12 protein-coding genes are annotated in these 16,512 nt (G+C 73.4%); 7 read left to right on the top strand and 5 right to left on the bottom strand.

All coding sequences use genetic code 11. The features are described 5' to 3' along the window. Positions 1-19 precede the first annotated feature (19 nt). Both EV186_RS31755 and proB read right to left on the bottom strand, forming a co-directional pair. The gene (locus EV186_RS31755; RefSeq protein WP_133853206.1) at positions 20-1,285 is read right to left on the bottom strand and encodes a glutamate-5-semialdehyde dehydrogenase; all 1,266 of its coding nucleotides are present in this window, start codon (positions 1,283-1,285) and stop codon (positions 20-22) included. After that, positions 1,282-2,406: a glutamate 5-kinase gene (gene proB, locus EV186_RS31750; protein WP_133853205.1), complete on the bottom strand. Its 1,125-nt coding sequence runs from the start codon at positions 2,404-2,406 to the stop codon at positions 1,282-1,284. The genes EV186_RS31755 and proB overlap by 4 nt, the downstream gene beginning before the upstream one ends. A gap of 240 nt (positions 2,407-2,646) precedes the next feature. Here proB and EV186_RS31745 point away from each other — a divergent pair, with 240 nt between their 5' ends. From EV186_RS31745 to EV186_RS31715, 7 genes are read left to right on the top strand one after another with little or no spacing between them, the layout of a single operon-like run. Then, complete coding sequence (locus EV186_RS31745; protein WP_133853204.1) at positions 2,647-2,889, top strand: phosphopantetheine-binding protein; 243 nt, start codon at positions 2,647-2,649, stop codon at positions 2,887-2,889. Continuing rightward, entirely contained in the window at positions 2,886-6,080 is a 3,195-nt protein-coding gene (locus EV186_RS31740; protein ID WP_208115883.1) for a non-ribosomal peptide synthetase, read from the top strand. The genes EV186_RS31745 and EV186_RS31740 overlap by 4 nt, the downstream gene beginning before the upstream one ends. Then, a complete protein-coding gene (locus EV186_RS31735) occupies positions 6,077-6,850 on the top strand; it encodes an alpha/beta fold hydrolase (protein WP_133853203.1) in 774 nt (257 codons plus the stop codon). The genes EV186_RS31740 and EV186_RS31735 overlap by 4 nt, the downstream gene beginning before the upstream one ends. Further along, entirely contained in the window at positions 6,844-8,016 is a 1,173-nt protein-coding gene (locus EV186_RS31730; protein WP_133853202.1) for an acyl carrier protein, read from the top strand. The genes EV186_RS31735 and EV186_RS31730 overlap by 7 nt, the downstream gene beginning before the upstream one ends. After that, on the top strand, positions 8,013-8,579 hold the full coding sequence (locus EV186_RS31725; protein ID WP_133853201.1) for a 4'-phosphopantetheinyl transferase family protein: 567 nt from the start codon (positions 8,013-8,015) through the stop codon (positions 8,577-8,579). The genes EV186_RS31730 and EV186_RS31725 overlap by 4 nt, the downstream gene beginning before the upstream one ends. Continuing rightward, complete coding sequence (locus EV186_RS31720; protein WP_133853200.1) at positions 8,576-10,159, top strand: AMP-binding protein; 1,584 nt, start codon at positions 8,576-8,578, stop codon at positions 10,157-10,159. Before EV186_RS31725 ends, EV186_RS31720 begins: the two co-directional genes overlap by 4 nt. Continuing rightward, positions 10,156-12,600 (top strand): condensation domain-containing protein, encoded by a 2,445-nt coding sequence (locus EV186_RS31715; protein WP_133853199.1) that lies wholly within the window; start codon positions 10,156-10,158, stop codon positions 12,598-12,600. Before EV186_RS31720 ends, EV186_RS31715 begins: the two co-directional genes overlap by 4 nt. Positions 12,601-12,762: 162 nt before the next feature. On the opposite strand, the gene EV186_RS31710 is transcribed toward EV186_RS31715, so the two are convergent. The 3 genes from EV186_RS31710 to EV186_RS31700 form a co-directional block, all read right to left on the bottom strand. Continuing rightward, positions 12,763-14,316: an amino acid adenylation domain-containing protein gene (locus EV186_RS31710; RefSeq protein WP_133853198.1), complete on the bottom strand. Its 1,554-nt coding sequence runs from the start codon at positions 14,314-14,316 to the stop codon at positions 12,763-12,765. Further along, on the bottom strand, positions 14,313-15,596 hold the full coding sequence (locus EV186_RS31705) for an MFS transporter (RefSeq protein WP_243754396.1): 1,284 nt from the start codon (positions 15,594-15,596) through the stop codon (positions 14,313-14,315). Before EV186_RS31705 ends, EV186_RS31710 begins: the two co-directional genes overlap by 4 nt. A 281-nt stretch (positions 15,597-15,877) precedes the next feature. Continuing rightward, on the bottom strand, positions 15,878-16,489 hold the full coding sequence (locus tag EV186_RS31700; protein ID WP_133853197.1) for a CBS domain-containing protein: 612 nt from the start codon (positions 16,487-16,489) through the stop codon (positions 15,878-15,880). Positions 16,490-16,512: the final 23 nt, after the last annotated feature.

The raw sequence follows: 16,512 nt of genomic DNA, 5'->3' as shown, positions 1-16,512 counted from the left end.
CTCCCTCGTTCGCGGGTGGTCAGACGATGCGGATCTGGCCGCTGCCCCACACCACGTTCTTCACGGTGGTGAGCGCGGCTAGGCCCATCGGGCCCCGGGCGTGCAGCTTCTGGGTGGACACGCCGATCTCGACGCCGTAGCCGAACTCGCCGCCGTCGGAGTAGCGAGTCGAGGTGTTGACGAACACGCTGCCCGCGTCCACCAGTTGCGTGAACCGGCGCGCGGTCTGGATGTCGGCGGTGACGATCGCCTCGGCGTTCGCACTGCCGTAGCGGCGGATGTGCCGGATCGCGGCCTCGGCGTCGTCGACCACCCGCACCGCGAGGACGAGGTCGAGGTACTCGGTCTCCCAGTCGGTCTCGGTGGCTTCCTCGGCACGCGGCCAGTGCCTGCGCACCGTCTCGTCGCCCTTGATCCGCACGCCGAGCGCGGCCAGCTCGTCCAGCACCCCGGGCAGCCAGTCGTGCGCGAGGTCGCGGTGCACCAGCAGGGTCTCCATCGCGTTGCACACGCTGGGCCGCGACGTCTTGGCGTTGATGGCGACGTCGGTGGCGATCCGGCGGTCGGCCGCGGTGTCGATGTACACGTGGCAGTTGCCCGCGCCGTCGATGACGGTCGGCACGGTGGCGTTGGCCTCGACCGAGGCGATCAGCTCCGGGCCGCCGCGCGGCACGAGCAGGTCGATGTACCCCTTGGCGCGCATGAGTTCCAGCGCGGCGTCGCGCGAGGGGTCGTCGACCAGCTGCACCGCGGCGGCCGGCATCTCGTCGACCTCGGCGATGCCCTCCTGCAGCGCGGCCATCACCGCCCGGTTGGTGGCCATCGCCATGGACGAGCCGCGCAGCACCGCGCAGTTACCGGTCTTGACGCACAGGGCGGCCACCTCGCCGGTCACGTTCGGCCGTGCCTCGTAGATCACCGCCACCACGCCGAGCGGTTCCCGGACCTGCTGGATGAGGATGCCGTTGGGCCGGGTCCAGCCCGTCACGATCGCGCCGACGGGGTCCGGGAGACCGGCGATCGTGCGGATCGCCGAGGACAGCCCGGCCATCCGCCGCTCGTTGAGGGTCAGCCGGTCGCACAGGGTGCTGGACACGCCGGCCGCCCGAGCCGCGGCGACGTCGTCGGCGTTGGCCTTCATGATCGGCTCGGCGTGCCGCTCGACGGCGTCGGCCATCGCCAGCAGCACGCGGTTCTTGGTCTGGGTGGGCAGCACCGCGACCTCGGCGGCCGCTTCGGCCGCCGCGCGGCACACCTCGGACACGCTCTGGATCGTTGCGGTCATCGCGGTTCCTCCGTGATCAGGACGTGGTCGCGCACCGCGACCACCGTCGGGTCGGTCCTCAGCCGCGTGCCGTCGGCAGCGGCCGCGCCGCGGGCGAGGCCACGCCCCGCGGGATCGGTCAGTTCGAGCACCTGCCCGGCGAGCACGCCGGCGGCGGTCGCGGGATCGACGAGGTGGCGGGCCAGCACCGGCGCACCGCTCAGCAGCGCGGCGACGCCCTCGTGGGTGCACGCGAGCACAGCGGCCGGGGGTGTGCGGAACGCCCGCCACAGCGCGCCGATCGACGGCGTGCGACCCGGCCGCCGCGGCCGGAACGCCGTGCCCACCGGCGCACCGCGCCAGGCGTCCAGCACGACGGCGGGATCGGTGGTGTCGGCGATGACCACGCGCACGCCCCGGAACGTGGCGATCCAGCAGGCGGCCAGCTTGATCCGCATGCCGCCGGTGCCCGCCCCGGACGAGTCGCCGGCGAGCGCCTCGACCTCGGCGTTGAGCAAGGGCACGTCGGTGATCAAGGCCGCGTCGCCGCCCGCGGGGTCGCCGTCGTAGAGGCCGGGCACGTTGGTGAGTAACAACAACAGCTCGGCCCCGATGAACCCGGCGAGCAGCGCGGCCAGCACGTCGTTGTTGCGCACGCCGAGCGCGTCGTTCTCGTTGGCCACCGGCACCACGCCGAGGTCGAGCATCGCGTCCACCGTGCGGGCGAGATCCGTACCGGCGGGCTCGATCAGGTCCGGCGGGGTCAGCAACAGCTGCGCGGTGCGCAGGCCGTGGCGGCCCAGCTCGTGCTCGATCGCCCGGTACAGCAGCGACTGCCCCATCGCGGCGGCGACCTGCTGGCGCACCAGGTCCGGCAAGTCCGTCTCGTGTGGACGGTGCGCGGCCAGGCCCGGGTGGGTGGTGCGCCCGATGGCGATCGCGCCGGAGGTCACCAGCACCGGCGCGAGCCCCTCGGCGATCGCGGCCCGCACGGCCTCGCACACCCGCCGCAGCTTCACCGGGTCCAGTTCGCCGTCGGTGACCAGCGAGGTGGTCCCGATCTTGAGCACCACCCGGCCGCCGACCGGCCTCGGCGCGGGGTCCACCACCGTGTGCTGGGCGGCCGGTGTGCTGGTCGTCATCGCGTCGCCCTCTCCGTTCGGCTGTCAACACGAGGAATGCTGGCCGCCGCCGATGTAGCCGCGATGTGGTCGCGCTCTGCGGAACCTGTCGCCACCGGCCGCGCCGCCCGGCCTGGCGCGGGCCGCGGACATCGCCGGTGCATCACGGCAACATCGGCGCAACATCGCGGCTGTGGATTCTCGACGGCAGACGCCGCGGTCGCGGCGCACCGGTTCGGTAACGACGAGGTGAATCCCCCCATGACCGCTCAGCTGGACCTCGATTCGAGGATCGCTCGCTACGCGACCGCCGCGTTCGACGACGACACCTCGGTGATGGACGCGGGCCTGGAATCGCTGTCGCTGCTGCGGCTGGCCGTCGAGGTCGCCGCCGACGACGACGCCGAGATCGACGCGACCCGGATGGCCGGTGTGCGCACCATCGGCGAGCTGAAGCAGTGGCTCGGGGACCTTGCGGTCCACGCCGGTGGGGACGCCGCGTGACCGCGGTCGACATCCCGGCCGCCGACCTGCGCGACGGCGAGCCGGAGACGGTGCTCGCGATCACCGAGTCGCAGCGCGGCCTGCTCGTGGTGGACTCGATGGTCTCGGCCCGCCAGATCTACAACCAGACGATGCGCTTCGACCTGGACCCGGCGCGCTGCGCGGTCCCGCTCGACGCCGCGTGCGTGACCCGGGTGCTGACCGCGCTCGTCGCCGTGCAGCCGGCGCTGCGCCAGGTGTTCACCCTGCGCCCGCAGGTGAGCGCGCGGCTGCTGCCGGTGCCCGGGGCCGCCGAGCTCCCACTGCGGGTGCACACGGTGCCCGGTGCGGACTACGACGGCGTGCTCGCGCAGGTCGGCGCCGAGATCGGCCGCGCCCCGTTCGACCTCGCGACAGGCCCGGTGTTCCGGTGCGCCGCGGTGCTCGCCGAGGATGGCCGGGCCGCGTCGATCCTGTTGTGCGCGCACCACATCGTCGGTGACGGGCTGTCCATGGTGCCGATCATGCGGGACCTCGCGACGTTGCTCGACGGCACGCTCGACCCGGCCGACACCGACGCCCTGCTGGCGCTCGACGCGTCCCGGACCAAGGGGCTGGTCAAGGAGCTGGCCGCGCAGCACCGCGCCGCGGGCGCCGAGGCGACCGCCCAGAAGGCCGACGCGTGGGCCGAACGGCTGCGCATGGTGCCCCCGCTGGTGCTCTACCCACGGCCGAACCGTCCACAACAGACGGATTTCCGCGGCGACCGCGTCTCGTTCACCGTGGACGGTGCGCTCGCCGAGCGGTTCACCGCGGCGTGCAAGCGGGCCGGCGTCAGCCCGTTCGTGTTGCTCACCGGCGTGTACTCGGCGGTGCTGGCCCGCCACGGCGGGGTGGACAAGGTCCTGATCGGCAGCCCGTTTGCCGCCCGCCGCACCATCGCGTCGTTCGACTTGTGCGGGTTCTTCGTCAACACGCTGCCGATCACGGCCGAGGTGGACTGGGCGCGCACGGTCGACGAGCACCTCGCCGCGGTGCGCGGCGAGATCGACTTCTGCCGCGCGTCGGTGGACGTGCCGTTCACCCAGCTCGTGTCGCGGGTCCAGCCGGAGCGCACCAACGACCGCAACCCGCTCTTCTCCGCCATGCTGGCCATGCAGAACACCGCGGACAACGCCGACGGCGGCCCGGTCGCCGAGGTGCACGAGCCCGCCAACGGCACCGCGAAGTTCGACCTGTGGCTCGGCGCGACACCGACCCGCCACGGCTGGCTGCTGGAACTGGAGTACGACCGCGCGCTGATCCCGGCCCGGGTGGCCCACGACCTGCTGGTGTCGCTGCGCACGGCCCTGCGCCGGGCGATCACTGACGGCGACCTGCGCCTGGCCGACCTGTTCGACCACGCCTCGGCCGCGCCGAGCCTGCGCCACGACGGCCGGCCCGCCACGCCCGCCGCCCCCACCATCACCGAGTGGTTCGAGCAGACCGCCGAGCGGCACCCGGACCGGATCGCGGTGTCGGACCCGGACGGCGAACTGACCTACCGGGAGCTGGCCGAGCAGGCCGGGCGGCTGGCCACCGGCCTCGCCGAGCGTGGCATCGGCCCCGGCGACGTGGTCGGGATGCGGCTGGACGGGCTGCACGACGTGGTCCCCACGATCCTCGCCGTCCTGCGCCGCGGCGCCGCCTACCTGCCGCTGGAGACCGGGCTGCCCGTCGAGCGACTGGCCGGGATGGTGGCGCGGGCCGGCTGCCGGCTCGCGGTCGGCGAGCCGATCGAAGGCGTGCCCGTGCCCGCCGTGCCATTGGCCGACCTGAGCGGCGACGCGCGGATCGCCCCGTCGCAGGCGCGACCGGACGCGGGCGTGTACGTGCTGTTCACCTCCGGCTCGACCGGCAGGCCCAAGGGCGTGCTGATGGGCCAGCGGTCGCTGCTCAACCTGGCCGCGTGGCAGCAGGGCGCGCTGGACATGAGCACCGACACCAGGTTCCTGCAGTTCGCGCCGGCCGGGTTCGACGTGTCGTTCCAGGAGATCGTCCCGGTGCTGCTCGGCGGCGGGACGGTCGTCTCGCGGCGGCCCGCGGACCGCCGGGACATGCCCGCGGTGCTGCGCCGGGTCGCCGACACGGCGGTCACCCACGTGTTCCTGCCCGCCGCCGCGCTGCGGTCGTTCGTCCAGTGCGCGGCCCGGCAACGGGTGCACCTGCCCGCGTTGCGCTACCTCTGCGTGTCCGGCGAGCAGCTGCTGACCGACGACGAGATCCGGGCGTTCTTCGTCGAGCACCCGCAGTGCGAGCTGGTGAACTTGTACGGCCCCACCGAAGCGCAGGCGGTGACGACGCACCGCCTGCACGGCGACGACCCGGTCTGGCCCACCCATGTGCCGATCGGCACCGCCATGCCCGGGGTCGCGACCTACGTGGTGGACCAGACGGGGCACCTCGCGCCGTACGGGGTGGCCGGTGACCTGTTCATCGGCGGGATCGCGCCCGCCGAGGGCTACATCAACGACCCGGAGCGCACGGCCGCGGCGTTCCTGCCGGACCACTTCGGCGGCAACGGCGTCATGTACCGCACCGGGGACCAGGTCGTGCGCGACGAGCACGACGTGCTGACCTACCTCGGCCGCGGCGACACCCAGGTGAAGATCCGCGGGCACCGGGTGGAACTCGGCGAATTGGAAGCGGTGGCCAACGCCGTACCCGGAGTCCGGGCGTCGGTGGCCGTCGTCCGCGGTGACGCGCAGACTCGCGAGCTGGTCCTGTTCGTGGTCGCCGAGCCGGACGCGGAGCTCGACACCGACGGGCTGCGGGCGGTGTGCGCGCGGCGGCTGCCGCCGCACATGCTGCCCGCCCGGATCTTCGATCTCGACGCCGTGCCGTTGTCCGCCACCGGCAAGACCGATCGCAAGGCGTTGACGGCGCTGGCCGACCAGCTGGTCGCCGAGCAGCTCACCGCACCCGCACCCGCGGCCGCCGCACCGGCCGACGACCTCACCGCCGAGCTGTGCGCCCTGTGGGCGAAGGTGCTGTCGGTGCCGGTGGTCGACCCGGACACACCCGTCATGCAGTACGGCGGGCACTCGTTGGTGATCGTGCAGGTGCTGGGCGAGGTCCAGCAGCGCTACCAGGTGACCGTCCAGGTCATCGACTTCCTGCGGGCCCCGACCGTGGCCACGCTCGCCGCGCTGATCCGGGAGGCCACCCGATGACGACCCAGCCGACGACGGCCCCGTCGACGACGCAGCCGACGTCCGAGGTGACCCTGCCGGGCCGGCTCATCACGCTGGTCCGGCGCCGCGACCGGCCGGTCTGCGTGATGCTGCCCGGCGCGGGCGGCGGCCTCGGCCCGTACCTGCAGCTGGCGTCGTCCCTGGGCACCACGCACAGCGTGTACGCGGTGCGGGCCGCGGGCCTGCTGCCCGGTGAGCGGCCCGAGACGTCCGTAGCGGAGATGGCGGACGCCGCGCTGGCGGCGGTGGGCGACCTGATCCCGTCGACGATCTTCGGCTGGTCGCTGGGCGGGACCGTCGGCTGGGAGCTCGCGGTGCGCCTCGCCGATCGCGGCATCACCCCGGACCTGGTGGTGGTCGACGCGTCACCGCTGCCGCGACCCGCCACCGCGGCGGGCGACGAGCACGTGCGGTCGGTGATCCTCGCCGGGCTCGGTCCGCGCCCGGAGCCGCAGACCGTCGAGCGGGTGCTGACCACCGTCGGCGCGCAGCTGCGGGCGCTGGTCGACTACCGCATCGAACGCACGTACCCGGGCCGGGTGCTGCTGCTGATGTGCGCGGACTCCCCCGGCGCCAACGAGGGGTTCACCGAGCGGGAGCAGGCGGTGCGCCGCTGGCGTGAGCTGGCACCCGACCTGCGGGTCGAGTGGCTCAGCGCCGAGCACTTCGCCGTGTTCGACCCGGCTCACCTTGGCGAGCTGATCGACCGGATCGCCCAGTTTCAAGAACCCCAGGAGCAGCCGTGCTGACCGCGCCGGCCGAGACCTACCACCGCGACTGGTCGCCGCTGCTGGACGAGCTGGCCGCCGAGCAACTCGACTGCCTGCAGTCGAACCTCGCGGTCCTGCTCGACCACCACCGTGGGCCGGGCGCGCACGTCGTGCTCGGGTCGGCGCCGCGGTTCGACACCACGACCGACCAGCGCGGGGTGCCCAGGCTGGCCGCCGGGTTGGCCGACCGGCTGGCGCAGGCGCACGACCTGGCCGGGCTGCGGGTGGCGCGGCGGTTCGACGACGTGGCCGGGCCACGGCTGGCCGAGCTGGCCGCCGAGCACGGCACCCTGTACGTGGTCGCGGACGTGCACGACCTCCCGTGGACGCCCTACGCCGGGCGCAGGCATGAGGAGCACAGCTTCCTGCTGTGCACCGACGGTGCCGGAACCTGCGTCGTGGACGCCTACCACGACGAGACGCCGTGGGGTCCGGCTCGGCCGGGCACCTGGCGGCTGGATCCGTCCGATGTGGACGCTCTACCGCGAGGCACCGCCCTGGTGCTCGCGATCGACGACACCGCACCGGTTCCGGTGCGCCACCGGGACAACGCGGCCGCGGCACGATCGTCGGCCGACGAGTTCGTCGACCGCGGCGGGGCCGCACCGGACACCCTCGTGCAGGACGTGTGGCTGCTCGGCCGGTCCCGCTCGCTGTACGCGACCTGGCTGGCCTCGCTGCCGGACACGCCGGCCGCCGTGCTTGCCGCGGCGCAGGCACACGCCGAGGCGGTGACCGCCCTGGGCGGCCGGCTGTTCCTGGCCGGCCGGCGCGGTGGCGGGCCGTCCGACGAGCTCCTCGACGCGTTGCGCGCGCTGCTGCGGGCCGACGCCGAACTGGTGATCGCCGTCGCGGCCGGAACCGCCGCCGCCGAAGCCACCGGCGAGTCCAGTGTGGACGACGACGCGGTGACCGCCGTGGTGGTGGCCGCCATCGCGACGGTTCTGGGCGTCGACGAGGCCGAGGTGCGCGCGGCCGGCTCGCTGCGCGAACTGGCGGGCTTCAACTCGTTTCGCCTCGTGGAGATCATCGAACGCGCCGAGGGCGCGCTGGGCGTCGAACTGACCGACGAGGACCTCACGCCGGACACCCTCACCCGGACCGGCGCCCTGTGCGCCGCGTTCGCGCGCAGGCGGCCGCGATGACCCCCGGCGAACCGATCACCTTGACGTGCGCGCCGATCACCGCGGTCGTTCGCCGGTCCACAGTGGACCTGCGCGCGACCGCCCGGGCCGCCCTGCACGACCTGCAGGTGGCGATCACCGGCTCGGCGTCCACCGTCGCCAGCACCCCCGAAGGACGCCCCTACCTGCCGGACCGACCCGACCTCGGCGTGAGCATCGCCCACGACGGCGACCTGGTGGCCGCCGCCGTCGGGGTGGGCGTCCGCGTCGGCATCGACGTCCAGGTGCCCACCCGGGCAGGCGCCGGGATGCTGCGCCGCTGCTGCCCGCCGGCCACCCGGGTCGCGCTGGCCGCCCTCGACGACGAGCATCGCGACCACGAGCTGGCCCGGATCTGGGCCGTGCAGGAGGCCTGCGTCAAGGCCCAGGGCACCGGCCTCGCGGGCCGGCCGTGGCGCATCCCCGTCCACATCGGACAACACGACGGCCGGTGGCACGAGCACCACTGGCACAGCATCGACGCCGGCGTGGGCGCGCCGGTCAGCATCGCCCACGGCACGCACCGCGAAAGGGACCCGCGATGACCACCAAGACCATGTACCACTGGTTCCTCGACTCCGCCGAGGCCAACCCGCAGCGGCCGGCGCTGGAGGTGCTGGCCACCACGCTGACCTACGCCGAGCTGAGCGCGGCCGTGGACCGGATGTCCGCGCTGATGCACCGCGAGCTCGGCCGGGCGCCCGAGCGCGTCGCCCTGCTGACCTCGCGCAGTCTCGCCGGGTACGTGGCCTACCTTGCCGCGCAACGCCTCGGCGCCGCGTGCGTGCCGCTCAACCCCGCGGCCACCGCCCCGCGCAACCTGGTCATCACCGCGGACGCCGGCATCGACCTCACCGTGGTCGACGACACCTCCGGCGACGACGCCGAGGACTACCGGCGGGGCGCCGGGATCGCGCTGCTGGACATGTCGGGGACCCGGATGGCCGACCTGCTCGCCGAGACCGCACCGCCGGCCGAGCTGCCCGCCGTGGTCGAGCGCGGGCCCGACGACATCGCCTACATCATCTACACCAGTGGCACGACGGGGAAGCCGAAGGGCGTGCCGACCACGCACGCCAACGTGTCGGCGTTCCTCACCGACGTCATCTCCCGCTACTTCCTCGAGCCGGGCGCCCGCGTCTCGCAGACCTTCGAGATGGCCTTCGACGGGTCGATCGTGGAGATCTTCGGCAGCTGGGGATCGGGCGCGACGTTGTGCGTGGCGCAGCACTCCGACGTGTTCACCCCCGTCAAGTTCGTCAACGCCAAGCGGCTGACGCACTGGATGTCGGTGCCGTCGCTGATCTCCTTCGCCAAGCGGCTGCGCGCGCTCGCGCCCAACAGCATGCCGAACCTGCGCGGCAGCTTCTTCGGCGGCGAAACCCTGACGCTGGAACAGGTGCAGGCGTGGTCGGCCGCGGCCGGCCAGACCCGGATCTTCAACTGCTACGGGCCGACCGAGACCACCGTGACCGTCACCGGGCACGAGATCCCGCTGCGCCAGGACCTGCCCGAGACGTCCAACCGCTCCATGCCGATCGGCGAGCTGTACCCGCACATGGAGTACCTGCTGCTCGGCGAGGACGGGACGCCCGCCGACGAGGGCGAGCTGGTCATCCGGGGGCCGCAGCGCTTCCCCGGCTACCTCGATCCCGCCGAGAACCCGGGCCGGTTCTTCAGCTACGACCCGATGACCGACGAGCGCGCCACGCTCTACACCGCCGGCCCGCTCACCGAGGAGCACTGGTACCGCACCGGCGACCGGGTGCGCCGCGAGCACGGCCTGCTGGTGCACCGCGGCCGCATCGACGAGCAGATCAAGATCCGCGGCAACCGGGTGGAGCTCGCCGAGATCGAGTCGGCGCTGCGCAGGCACCCGTCGATCGCCGAGGTCGTGGTGATCACCGTGCCCGCCGAGGACGGCGAGATCGACCTGCAGGCGCTCTACACCGGCGAGGAGGTCAGCGGCGAGTCCTTCGCCGGCCTGGTCGAGGAGCTGCCGCGGTACATGCGCCCGCGCGGCTACCACCACCGCGCCGAGATCCCGCTGACCCCGGTCGGCAAGATCGACCGCAGGCGACTCACCGACGAGTTCACGGCGTCGCCCGTCGGGTCAGCGCGATGACGCTCCAGCAGGACTCCCCCGTCGCCGTGCCCTCGGTGTCCCCCGCCGCCGGGGTCCCCGTGACGGCGATGCAGGAGTCGCTCTGGTGGGTGCACCAGCGCGCCCGCAACCAGTCCGTCTACAACCTGACCTGGCGGCTCGGCTGTGGGTCCACAGTGGACGTCACTGCACTGGGCGTCGCGTGGCAGGCGGTGGTCGACCGGCACGAAGCCCTGCGCACGGCGGTGTACCGGGTGGACGGTGAGCTGCGGCTGGTGGTCACGCCGACGCTGCCCGTGCGCGTGCAGCGGATCCAGATCGCCGACCCCGGCGGCACGCCCACCGACGAGCTGCTGCGGCTGGTGTGCGAAGAGCTCAGCGAGCAGAGCTTCGCGCTGGACACGGCACCGTTGGCCCGGCTGGCTTCGATCGAGGTCGCCGGCACCCAGGAGCTGTTGCTCACCGTGCACCACGTCGCGGTCGACGGGTGGGGCATCCAGCTGATCATGCAGGACCTGTCGGTGGCCTACGCGGCCGCGCTGACCGGAGCCGAGCCGAAATTCGAGGGCGACGCCGAACCGTTCACCGCCTACGCCGCCGAGCAGGCGGCCGCGCGTGCGGCCGGTGACTGGGCGGCGAGCCTCGAGCACTGGCGCTCGGCACTGGACGGCGCGGTGTCCACGACCGTGTGCGCCGACCACGACCGCTTCGCGGGCACCGGCGCGCCCGGCGTGACGTTGCGCTACCGGTTCAGCCAGGAGGCGGCCGCCGCGGTGGGCGCGCTGGGCACCTCCCACTACGCCACCCCGTTCGCGGTGCTCCTTGCGGCGTTGCAGATCGTGCTCGCCCGCGGCGGTGCGGGCGAAGACGTCGCGATCGGCGCGGTACTCGCCAACCGGATGACCCCACGCGACCAGGCGCTGGTCGGCTACCTGGCGAACCTGTGCATCGCGCGGGCCACCGTACGCGCCGACGACACCATCGGCGACGTGGTCGGCCGCGGCCGGGACGCCGTGTGGACCATGCTCGCCCACCAGCACGTGCCCTACGCGACAGTGTTCGGCGCGCTCACCGAGTCCACGCAGTCGATGCTGTCGGACTACGCGCCGCTGCTGCTGAACTACCTCGGCCCGATCGCCGCCGGTCTCGCCCTCGGCGACGTGCCGCTGGTGCTGCACCGCACCCCCAACCGGGCGGCGCGCGCGGACATCTCGATCGCCTTCTGGGAGGTCGAAGGGGCCTACTGGACGGAGATCGAGTACAACACCGGGCGCTACGAGCGGCCCACGGTCATGCGCCTGCTGCACGACCTGGACGCGGTGCTCGCGGCGGGCGGCGCGGACGCCACGACACGGGTCGCCGACCTTTCCGTCCGCACCCGCGCGTCGGCCGGGCACCTGGACCACCACCGGCCCGCGGCGGCCGCGGCCCCGGTGCGGGCGCTGCCGGCCTCGGCGACGTGGGAGCTCGCGGGGCGGCTCTGGCAGGAAGTCCTGGGACACCAGGCCGGTGGCCCGGACGAGGACTTCTTCGCCGCGGGCGGGCGCTCGCTCAAGGTGATCCAGCTGGCGGTCGCCGTCGAGGCGGCGACCGGGCAGCGCCTGGACGTGGTCGCCTGGCTGGCCCGGCCGACCCCGCGCACGCTGGTGCAGCAGCTGGAGGCCGAGGCGGAGCCCGCCGACGCGATGAGCACGGTGGTGCCCCTGCGCGAAGGGGCGGGTGGGCCGCACCTGCACCTGGTGCACGGGGCGAGCGGGTCCGCGCAGGACTACCGGCACCTGGCGGCCGCGCTGCCCGACGGGTGGCGGGTGACCGCGTCGCAGGAGCGCACGCCGCTGCCCGACGTGCTGTCGATGGCGCGGCGCTACCTGGCCGATCTGCTGGCCGAGGGCGACGCGCCGGACATCCTTTGTGGATGGTCGATGGGCGGGCAGGTGTGCTACCGGATGGCCGCCGCCCTGGCGGAATCCGGTGCGGCACCGGCACTCGCGGTGCTGGACGCGGCGCCGCCGGTCGGCTACCCGATGGACGCCGACCGCGAACGCGAGTGCTTCGAGACCTTCGCCGCAGGCATCGCGGCGGCGCTGGGCATACCACCGGGTACCGCCCTGCCGGTCGTGCACGGCGACGACGGGGAGCTGGCGATTCGCGCGCTGGCCGCACACCTGGCCGCCGCGAGCCCCACCGGCGAGACGGTGCCGACCGCCACCCTGCTGGACCGGTGGCGGGTGCACCTGCGCCACACCGAGGCGGTCGCGGCGTTCGTCGGCACGGACCAGGTGCCGGGCGCCGGGTTGGTTGTCGGAGCTGACCTGCTGGACGTGCAACTGGACCAGTGGGCGACGTTGTTCAAGTCACCGCCGGCCCGGTTGCGCCTGGGCACCGGCCACCACGGCGTGCTCACCGAGGACGTGGCCGCCACGCTGGCCGGCGCCCTGACCAACCTGCTTCCCCACCACTGACCGGTCAACCGGCCGCGCGTCCCACCTCGAGACGCGCGGCCCGTTTCCTGTCGTGAAAGGCCCTGAATGGCCCATTCGAGGCGCTGGGTGTCTTGAATGGGCCATTCAGGGCGTTGGGGGGTTATGCGCGCGTCTGCATCGCGACCCATTCCGTGGTTCCGCTCAGCTGCGGGATTCGAGGCTCGTGGCCAGGGCCCGGCGATCCACCTTGCCGTTGTTGTTCACCGGGAACCCGTCCACGTGGTGGAACCGGGCCGGCACCATGTACTCCGGCAGGCGGGCGGCCACCGCCGCGCTCAGCTGCCCGGACTCGGTCTCGGCGCCGGTGTACAGCGCGTGCAGCGCGACATCCCCGCCCTCGGCGGGCAGCGCGAGCACGACGGCGTCCGCGATGCCGGGCTGCGCCCGCAGGACCGCCTCGATCTCGCCCAGCTCGATGCGGTAACCGCGGATCTTGACCTGGTCGTCCAACCGTCCCATGTGGACGAACTGACCGGCCACCGCGCGAACCCGGTCGCCGGTGCGGTACCAGTCGTCCGGTCCCGGACGACCCTCGACGGGCGTCATCGTGCCTTCCGGGGCCGAGCGCAGGAACCGGCCGGCGTCGTGCGCCGGGTCGAGGTAGCCGTCGAAGCGCTGGTGCCCGCGCACGCACAGCTCGCCGTCCGCGTCGGGCGTGTCGGCGGTGCGCACCGTGCCATCCTCCGCCACGGCCACCGCCTCCAGGCCGGCGTTCGGCCGGCCGATGGGCACCGTGCCGTTGGCCGTGTCGAGCCACTCCCGCGGCGACGCGGCCAGCCGGTGACCGAGGCACGTGATGGTCAGCTCGGTCGGACCGTAGGCGTTGTCGACGACGCTGTCCGGCGCCGCCGCCGCCCACGCCCGCGCCTGCTCGACGGTCAGCTGCTCGCCGGCGAACACACTGCTGCGCAACGTCGGCATGCTGCCGGGCCGCAGCCCGCGCAACCGCCGGGCCAGCGAGATCACCGACGGCACCGACGACCAGTGCGTGATGGCGCGCGCCGCGACGAACCGGGCCGGGGTCAGGATCTCGGCCGTCTGCGGCACCACCAGGGTCGCGCCCGCGCTCCACGCCGTGAACATGTCGCCGACCGACGGGTCGAAGGTCAGGTCGTAGGTCTGGGAAAGCCTGCTGCCCACCTCGACGCCGTACTGGCGGCGGCAGTGGGCCAGGAACCCAGGCAGGTTGCGGTGCCGGATCGGCACGCCCTTCGGCGTCCCGGTGGACCCGGAGGTGAACAGCACGTACGCCACGTCGTCCGAAGTGGACGGACACGGCCGCGTCCAGGCGTCGGGCAGTCCGGCGGCCCAGTCCGGCGCGGTCAGCCGCAGCTGCGCCGCCCCGGTCAGCTCGCCGGCCTGCGGCGCACCGGCGGCGTCGACCACGACCACGTCGACCCCCGCCGCGACGCACATGGCCTGGTTGCGCGCGGGCGGGAACGACGGGTTCAGCGGCACGACGACCGCACCGAGCCGCAACGCCGCCAGGTAACCCGCGTACGCGGCGAGGCTGCGCGAAGCCAGCAGGCCGACCGCCGCGGGCACCGCACCGCATGACGACACGAGCCGCGCGGCCAGCCGGTCCACCAGCGCCGCCAGTTCGGCGTAGGTCAGCACGTCCTCGGCGACCTCGAGCGCGACCGCGTCCGGCACCGTGTCGGCGGTCGCGGCGAAGGTGGCGTACATGCCGCTCATGCCGGCTCCTCGGCGGGTGCGTCCACCTCGTCCAGCATGCCCGGGGTGATCACCCGGAGGAACAGGTAGACCAGCAGCAGGCACAGCACCGCGAACAGCCCGAACGCGATCCGGTAGCCGAACAGCTGCGCCAGCCCGCCCGCGACGGCCGCCGCGACCGGCAGCATCCCCCACGAGATCAACCTGCTCGCGGCGTTGAACCGGCCCAGCATCTCGTTGGGCACCAAGGACTGCGTGATGACGCGCGAGTTCACCGTCCACATCGTCCCGCCGATGCCCGCGGCGAACGCGGCGGCGCCGATCACCCACGCGCTGCCCGGCGTCGACGGCAGCACGGCGGGGATGCCGACCATCAACGCGGTGCCGATGATGTCGACGAACATCGCCCAGCGGCGGCCGATCAGCCGGTTCACCGGGCCGACCAGGACGGTGCCGAGCACGCCACCGGCGCCGAGGCAGGTCAGCAGGAAGCCGTACTGCTGGGCGGTGAGGTGCAGCGGCCCGATGGCGTAGACGGGGATCAGGGCGTACCAGGCCGCCCAGCAGCCGGCCATCACGGTGATCAGCAACGCCATCGAGCGCAGCAGTGGGTGCCCGAGCAGGAAACTCAGGCCCTCCTTGATCTCGGCCCGCGCCGGGCGGCGTTCCTTGGCCGGTGCCGGCGTGAAGTTGCCGACCAGCATGGTCAACAGCAACGCGCCGATCAGGTACGCGGCCCCGGTCGCCCCGAGCGCGACGGCGAACCCGGCGGCGACGAGGAACCCACCGATCGGCGCGCCGACGAAGCTGAAGCTCACGTACTCGGTGCCGGTGAGCCGGGCGTTGACGGTCTGCCAGCGCGAGCGCGGCACGGCGGCCGGGATGATCGAGGCGGCGCTGAGCTGTGCGACCACCTCCGCGACGCCGAGCACGAGGGCCACGGCGTAGATGACCGGCAGCCCGCCGATGTCGAACACCACGGCGAGGGCGAGGGCGCCGATCGCGACCATCCGGGCGAACTCGGCGCCGGCCATCAGCGAGCGGCGGTTGCGCCGGTCCACCAGCACGCCGATGTGCAGCGCGGTGACCAGCCACGGCAGGCTGAGCATGATCGACACGGCGGCGACGAGCGCGGGCGAGGTCGTGAACCGGGTGACGAGCAGGGGCAACGCCACCCGCATGACCGCGTCGGCGGTGTTCGTGGTGCCGGTGAACGCGACCAGCAACCACTCGTTGCGACGCGGCGGGAGCGGTTCGGCGGCACCGGCCGAGCGGGGCACGGTGGACGGGTTCGCGGACACGCAACCTCCTCGACGCGCCGATCGCGGCCAACTGGCGCGGCCTCATCGTCGCAGCGGCGCACCGGCTGTCAAGAAGGCTTACAACGGGCCAACATCCTCGACGGGGCAGGGAACATCGAGCGTCCATCCGCGCGGCGGGAGCCTGACCGCCGAACAGTACGCGGCCCACGTGTCGGGCTCTTCAGTGGCGCAGGGAGATCCCGCGGTCCCCCATGGACGGGACCAAGGACCCGCCGATCAGGTGGTGAGCAGGACGACCGCGCCGGCCCTGTGGGCGGTCATCACGCGGGCCCGACGGGCGCACTGTGCACGGTCGCCCGCACGACGCCCGGAACGGCTTCGGCCAGCACCAGCGCGATGTGCCGGTCGGTGGCGTCGTCGAACTCGTCGTGCACGACGGCCTCGCCGTCGTGCACCGCCACCGTCCAGCGGCTCGGCCCGCCGTAGCTCTCGAGCTTGCTGGTGACCTCCCGCGCGATCTCCTCGTCGGGACGGGCGAGCACCTTGATCAGGTCGCGTCGCGTGACGACGCCGACCAGCGCCCCACCGTCCACAATGGGCATGAAGCGGTGCTTGTCGTCGAGCATCGCGCGAGCGAGCACCGTCACGTCGGTGCCCGGCCCCATGTCGGTCGCGGGCGCGCTCATGACCTCCCGCACCAGCTGCGGCACCGGCAGGTTCGGCGCATCCACCGTTTCGTAGCGGTAGCGCGGGTCGACCGGGAACCGGTCGCGCACGAGGTCGGCCTCGCTCACGATCCCGACCAGCTGGTCGCCCTCGACCACCGGCAGCGCGGTGAACCCGTTGTCCGCCAACAGTTTTGCTGCCTGCTTCACGGTGGTCGCCGGATGCACACTGACCACGTCGCGGGTCATCACGTCGCGTGCTCGCATGGTTCGTCTCCTTGGTTTCGCGG

The sequence above is a fragment of the Labedaea rhizosphaerae genome, from assembly GCF_004362825.1.
Taxonomy (GTDB): Bacteria; Actinomycetota; Actinomycetes; order Mycobacteriales; family Pseudonocardiaceae; genus Labedaea; species Labedaea rhizosphaerae.
Note: the sequence above shows the minus strand (reverse complement) of the source record. Positions and strands in the feature narration are given on the sequence as shown.

What these genes read in the sequence shown, in the direction of transcription:
- EV186_RS31755 (WP_133853206.1), bottom strand. Translation starts at nt 1,285, where the DNA reads ATGACCGCAACGATCCAGAGCGTGTCCGAGGTGTGCCGCGCGGCGGCC.
- EV186_RS31715 (WP_133853199.1), top strand. Translation starts at nt 10,156, where the DNA reads ATGACGCTCCAGCAGGACTCCCCCGTCGCCGTGCCCTCGGTGTCCCCC.
- EV186_RS31700 (WP_133853197.1), bottom strand. Translation starts at nt 16,489, where the DNA reads ATGCGAGCACGCGACGTGATGACCCGCGACGTGGTCAGTGTGCATCCG.
- EV186_RS31710 (WP_133853198.1), bottom strand. Translation starts at nt 14,316, where the DNA reads ATGAGCGGCATGTACGCCACCTTCGCCGCGACCGCCGACACGGTGCCG.
- EV186_RS31745 (WP_133853204.1), top strand. Translation starts at nt 2,647, where the DNA reads ATGACCGCTCAGCTGGACCTCGATTCGAGGATCGCTCGCTACGCGACC.
- EV186_RS31735 (WP_133853203.1), top strand. Translation starts at nt 6,077, where the DNA reads ATGACGACCCAGCCGACGACGGCCCCGTCGACGACGCAGCCGACGTCC.
- EV186_RS31720 (WP_133853200.1), top strand. Translation starts at nt 8,576, where the DNA reads ATGACCACCAAGACCATGTACCACTGGTTCCTCGACTCCGCCGAGGCC.
- EV186_RS31725 (WP_133853201.1), top strand. Translation starts at nt 8,013, where the DNA reads ATGACCCCCGGCGAACCGATCACCTTGACGTGCGCGCCGATCACCGCG.
- proB (WP_133853205.1), bottom strand. Translation starts at nt 2,406, where the DNA reads ATGACGACCAGCACACCGGCCGCCCAGCACACGGTGGTGGACCCCGCG.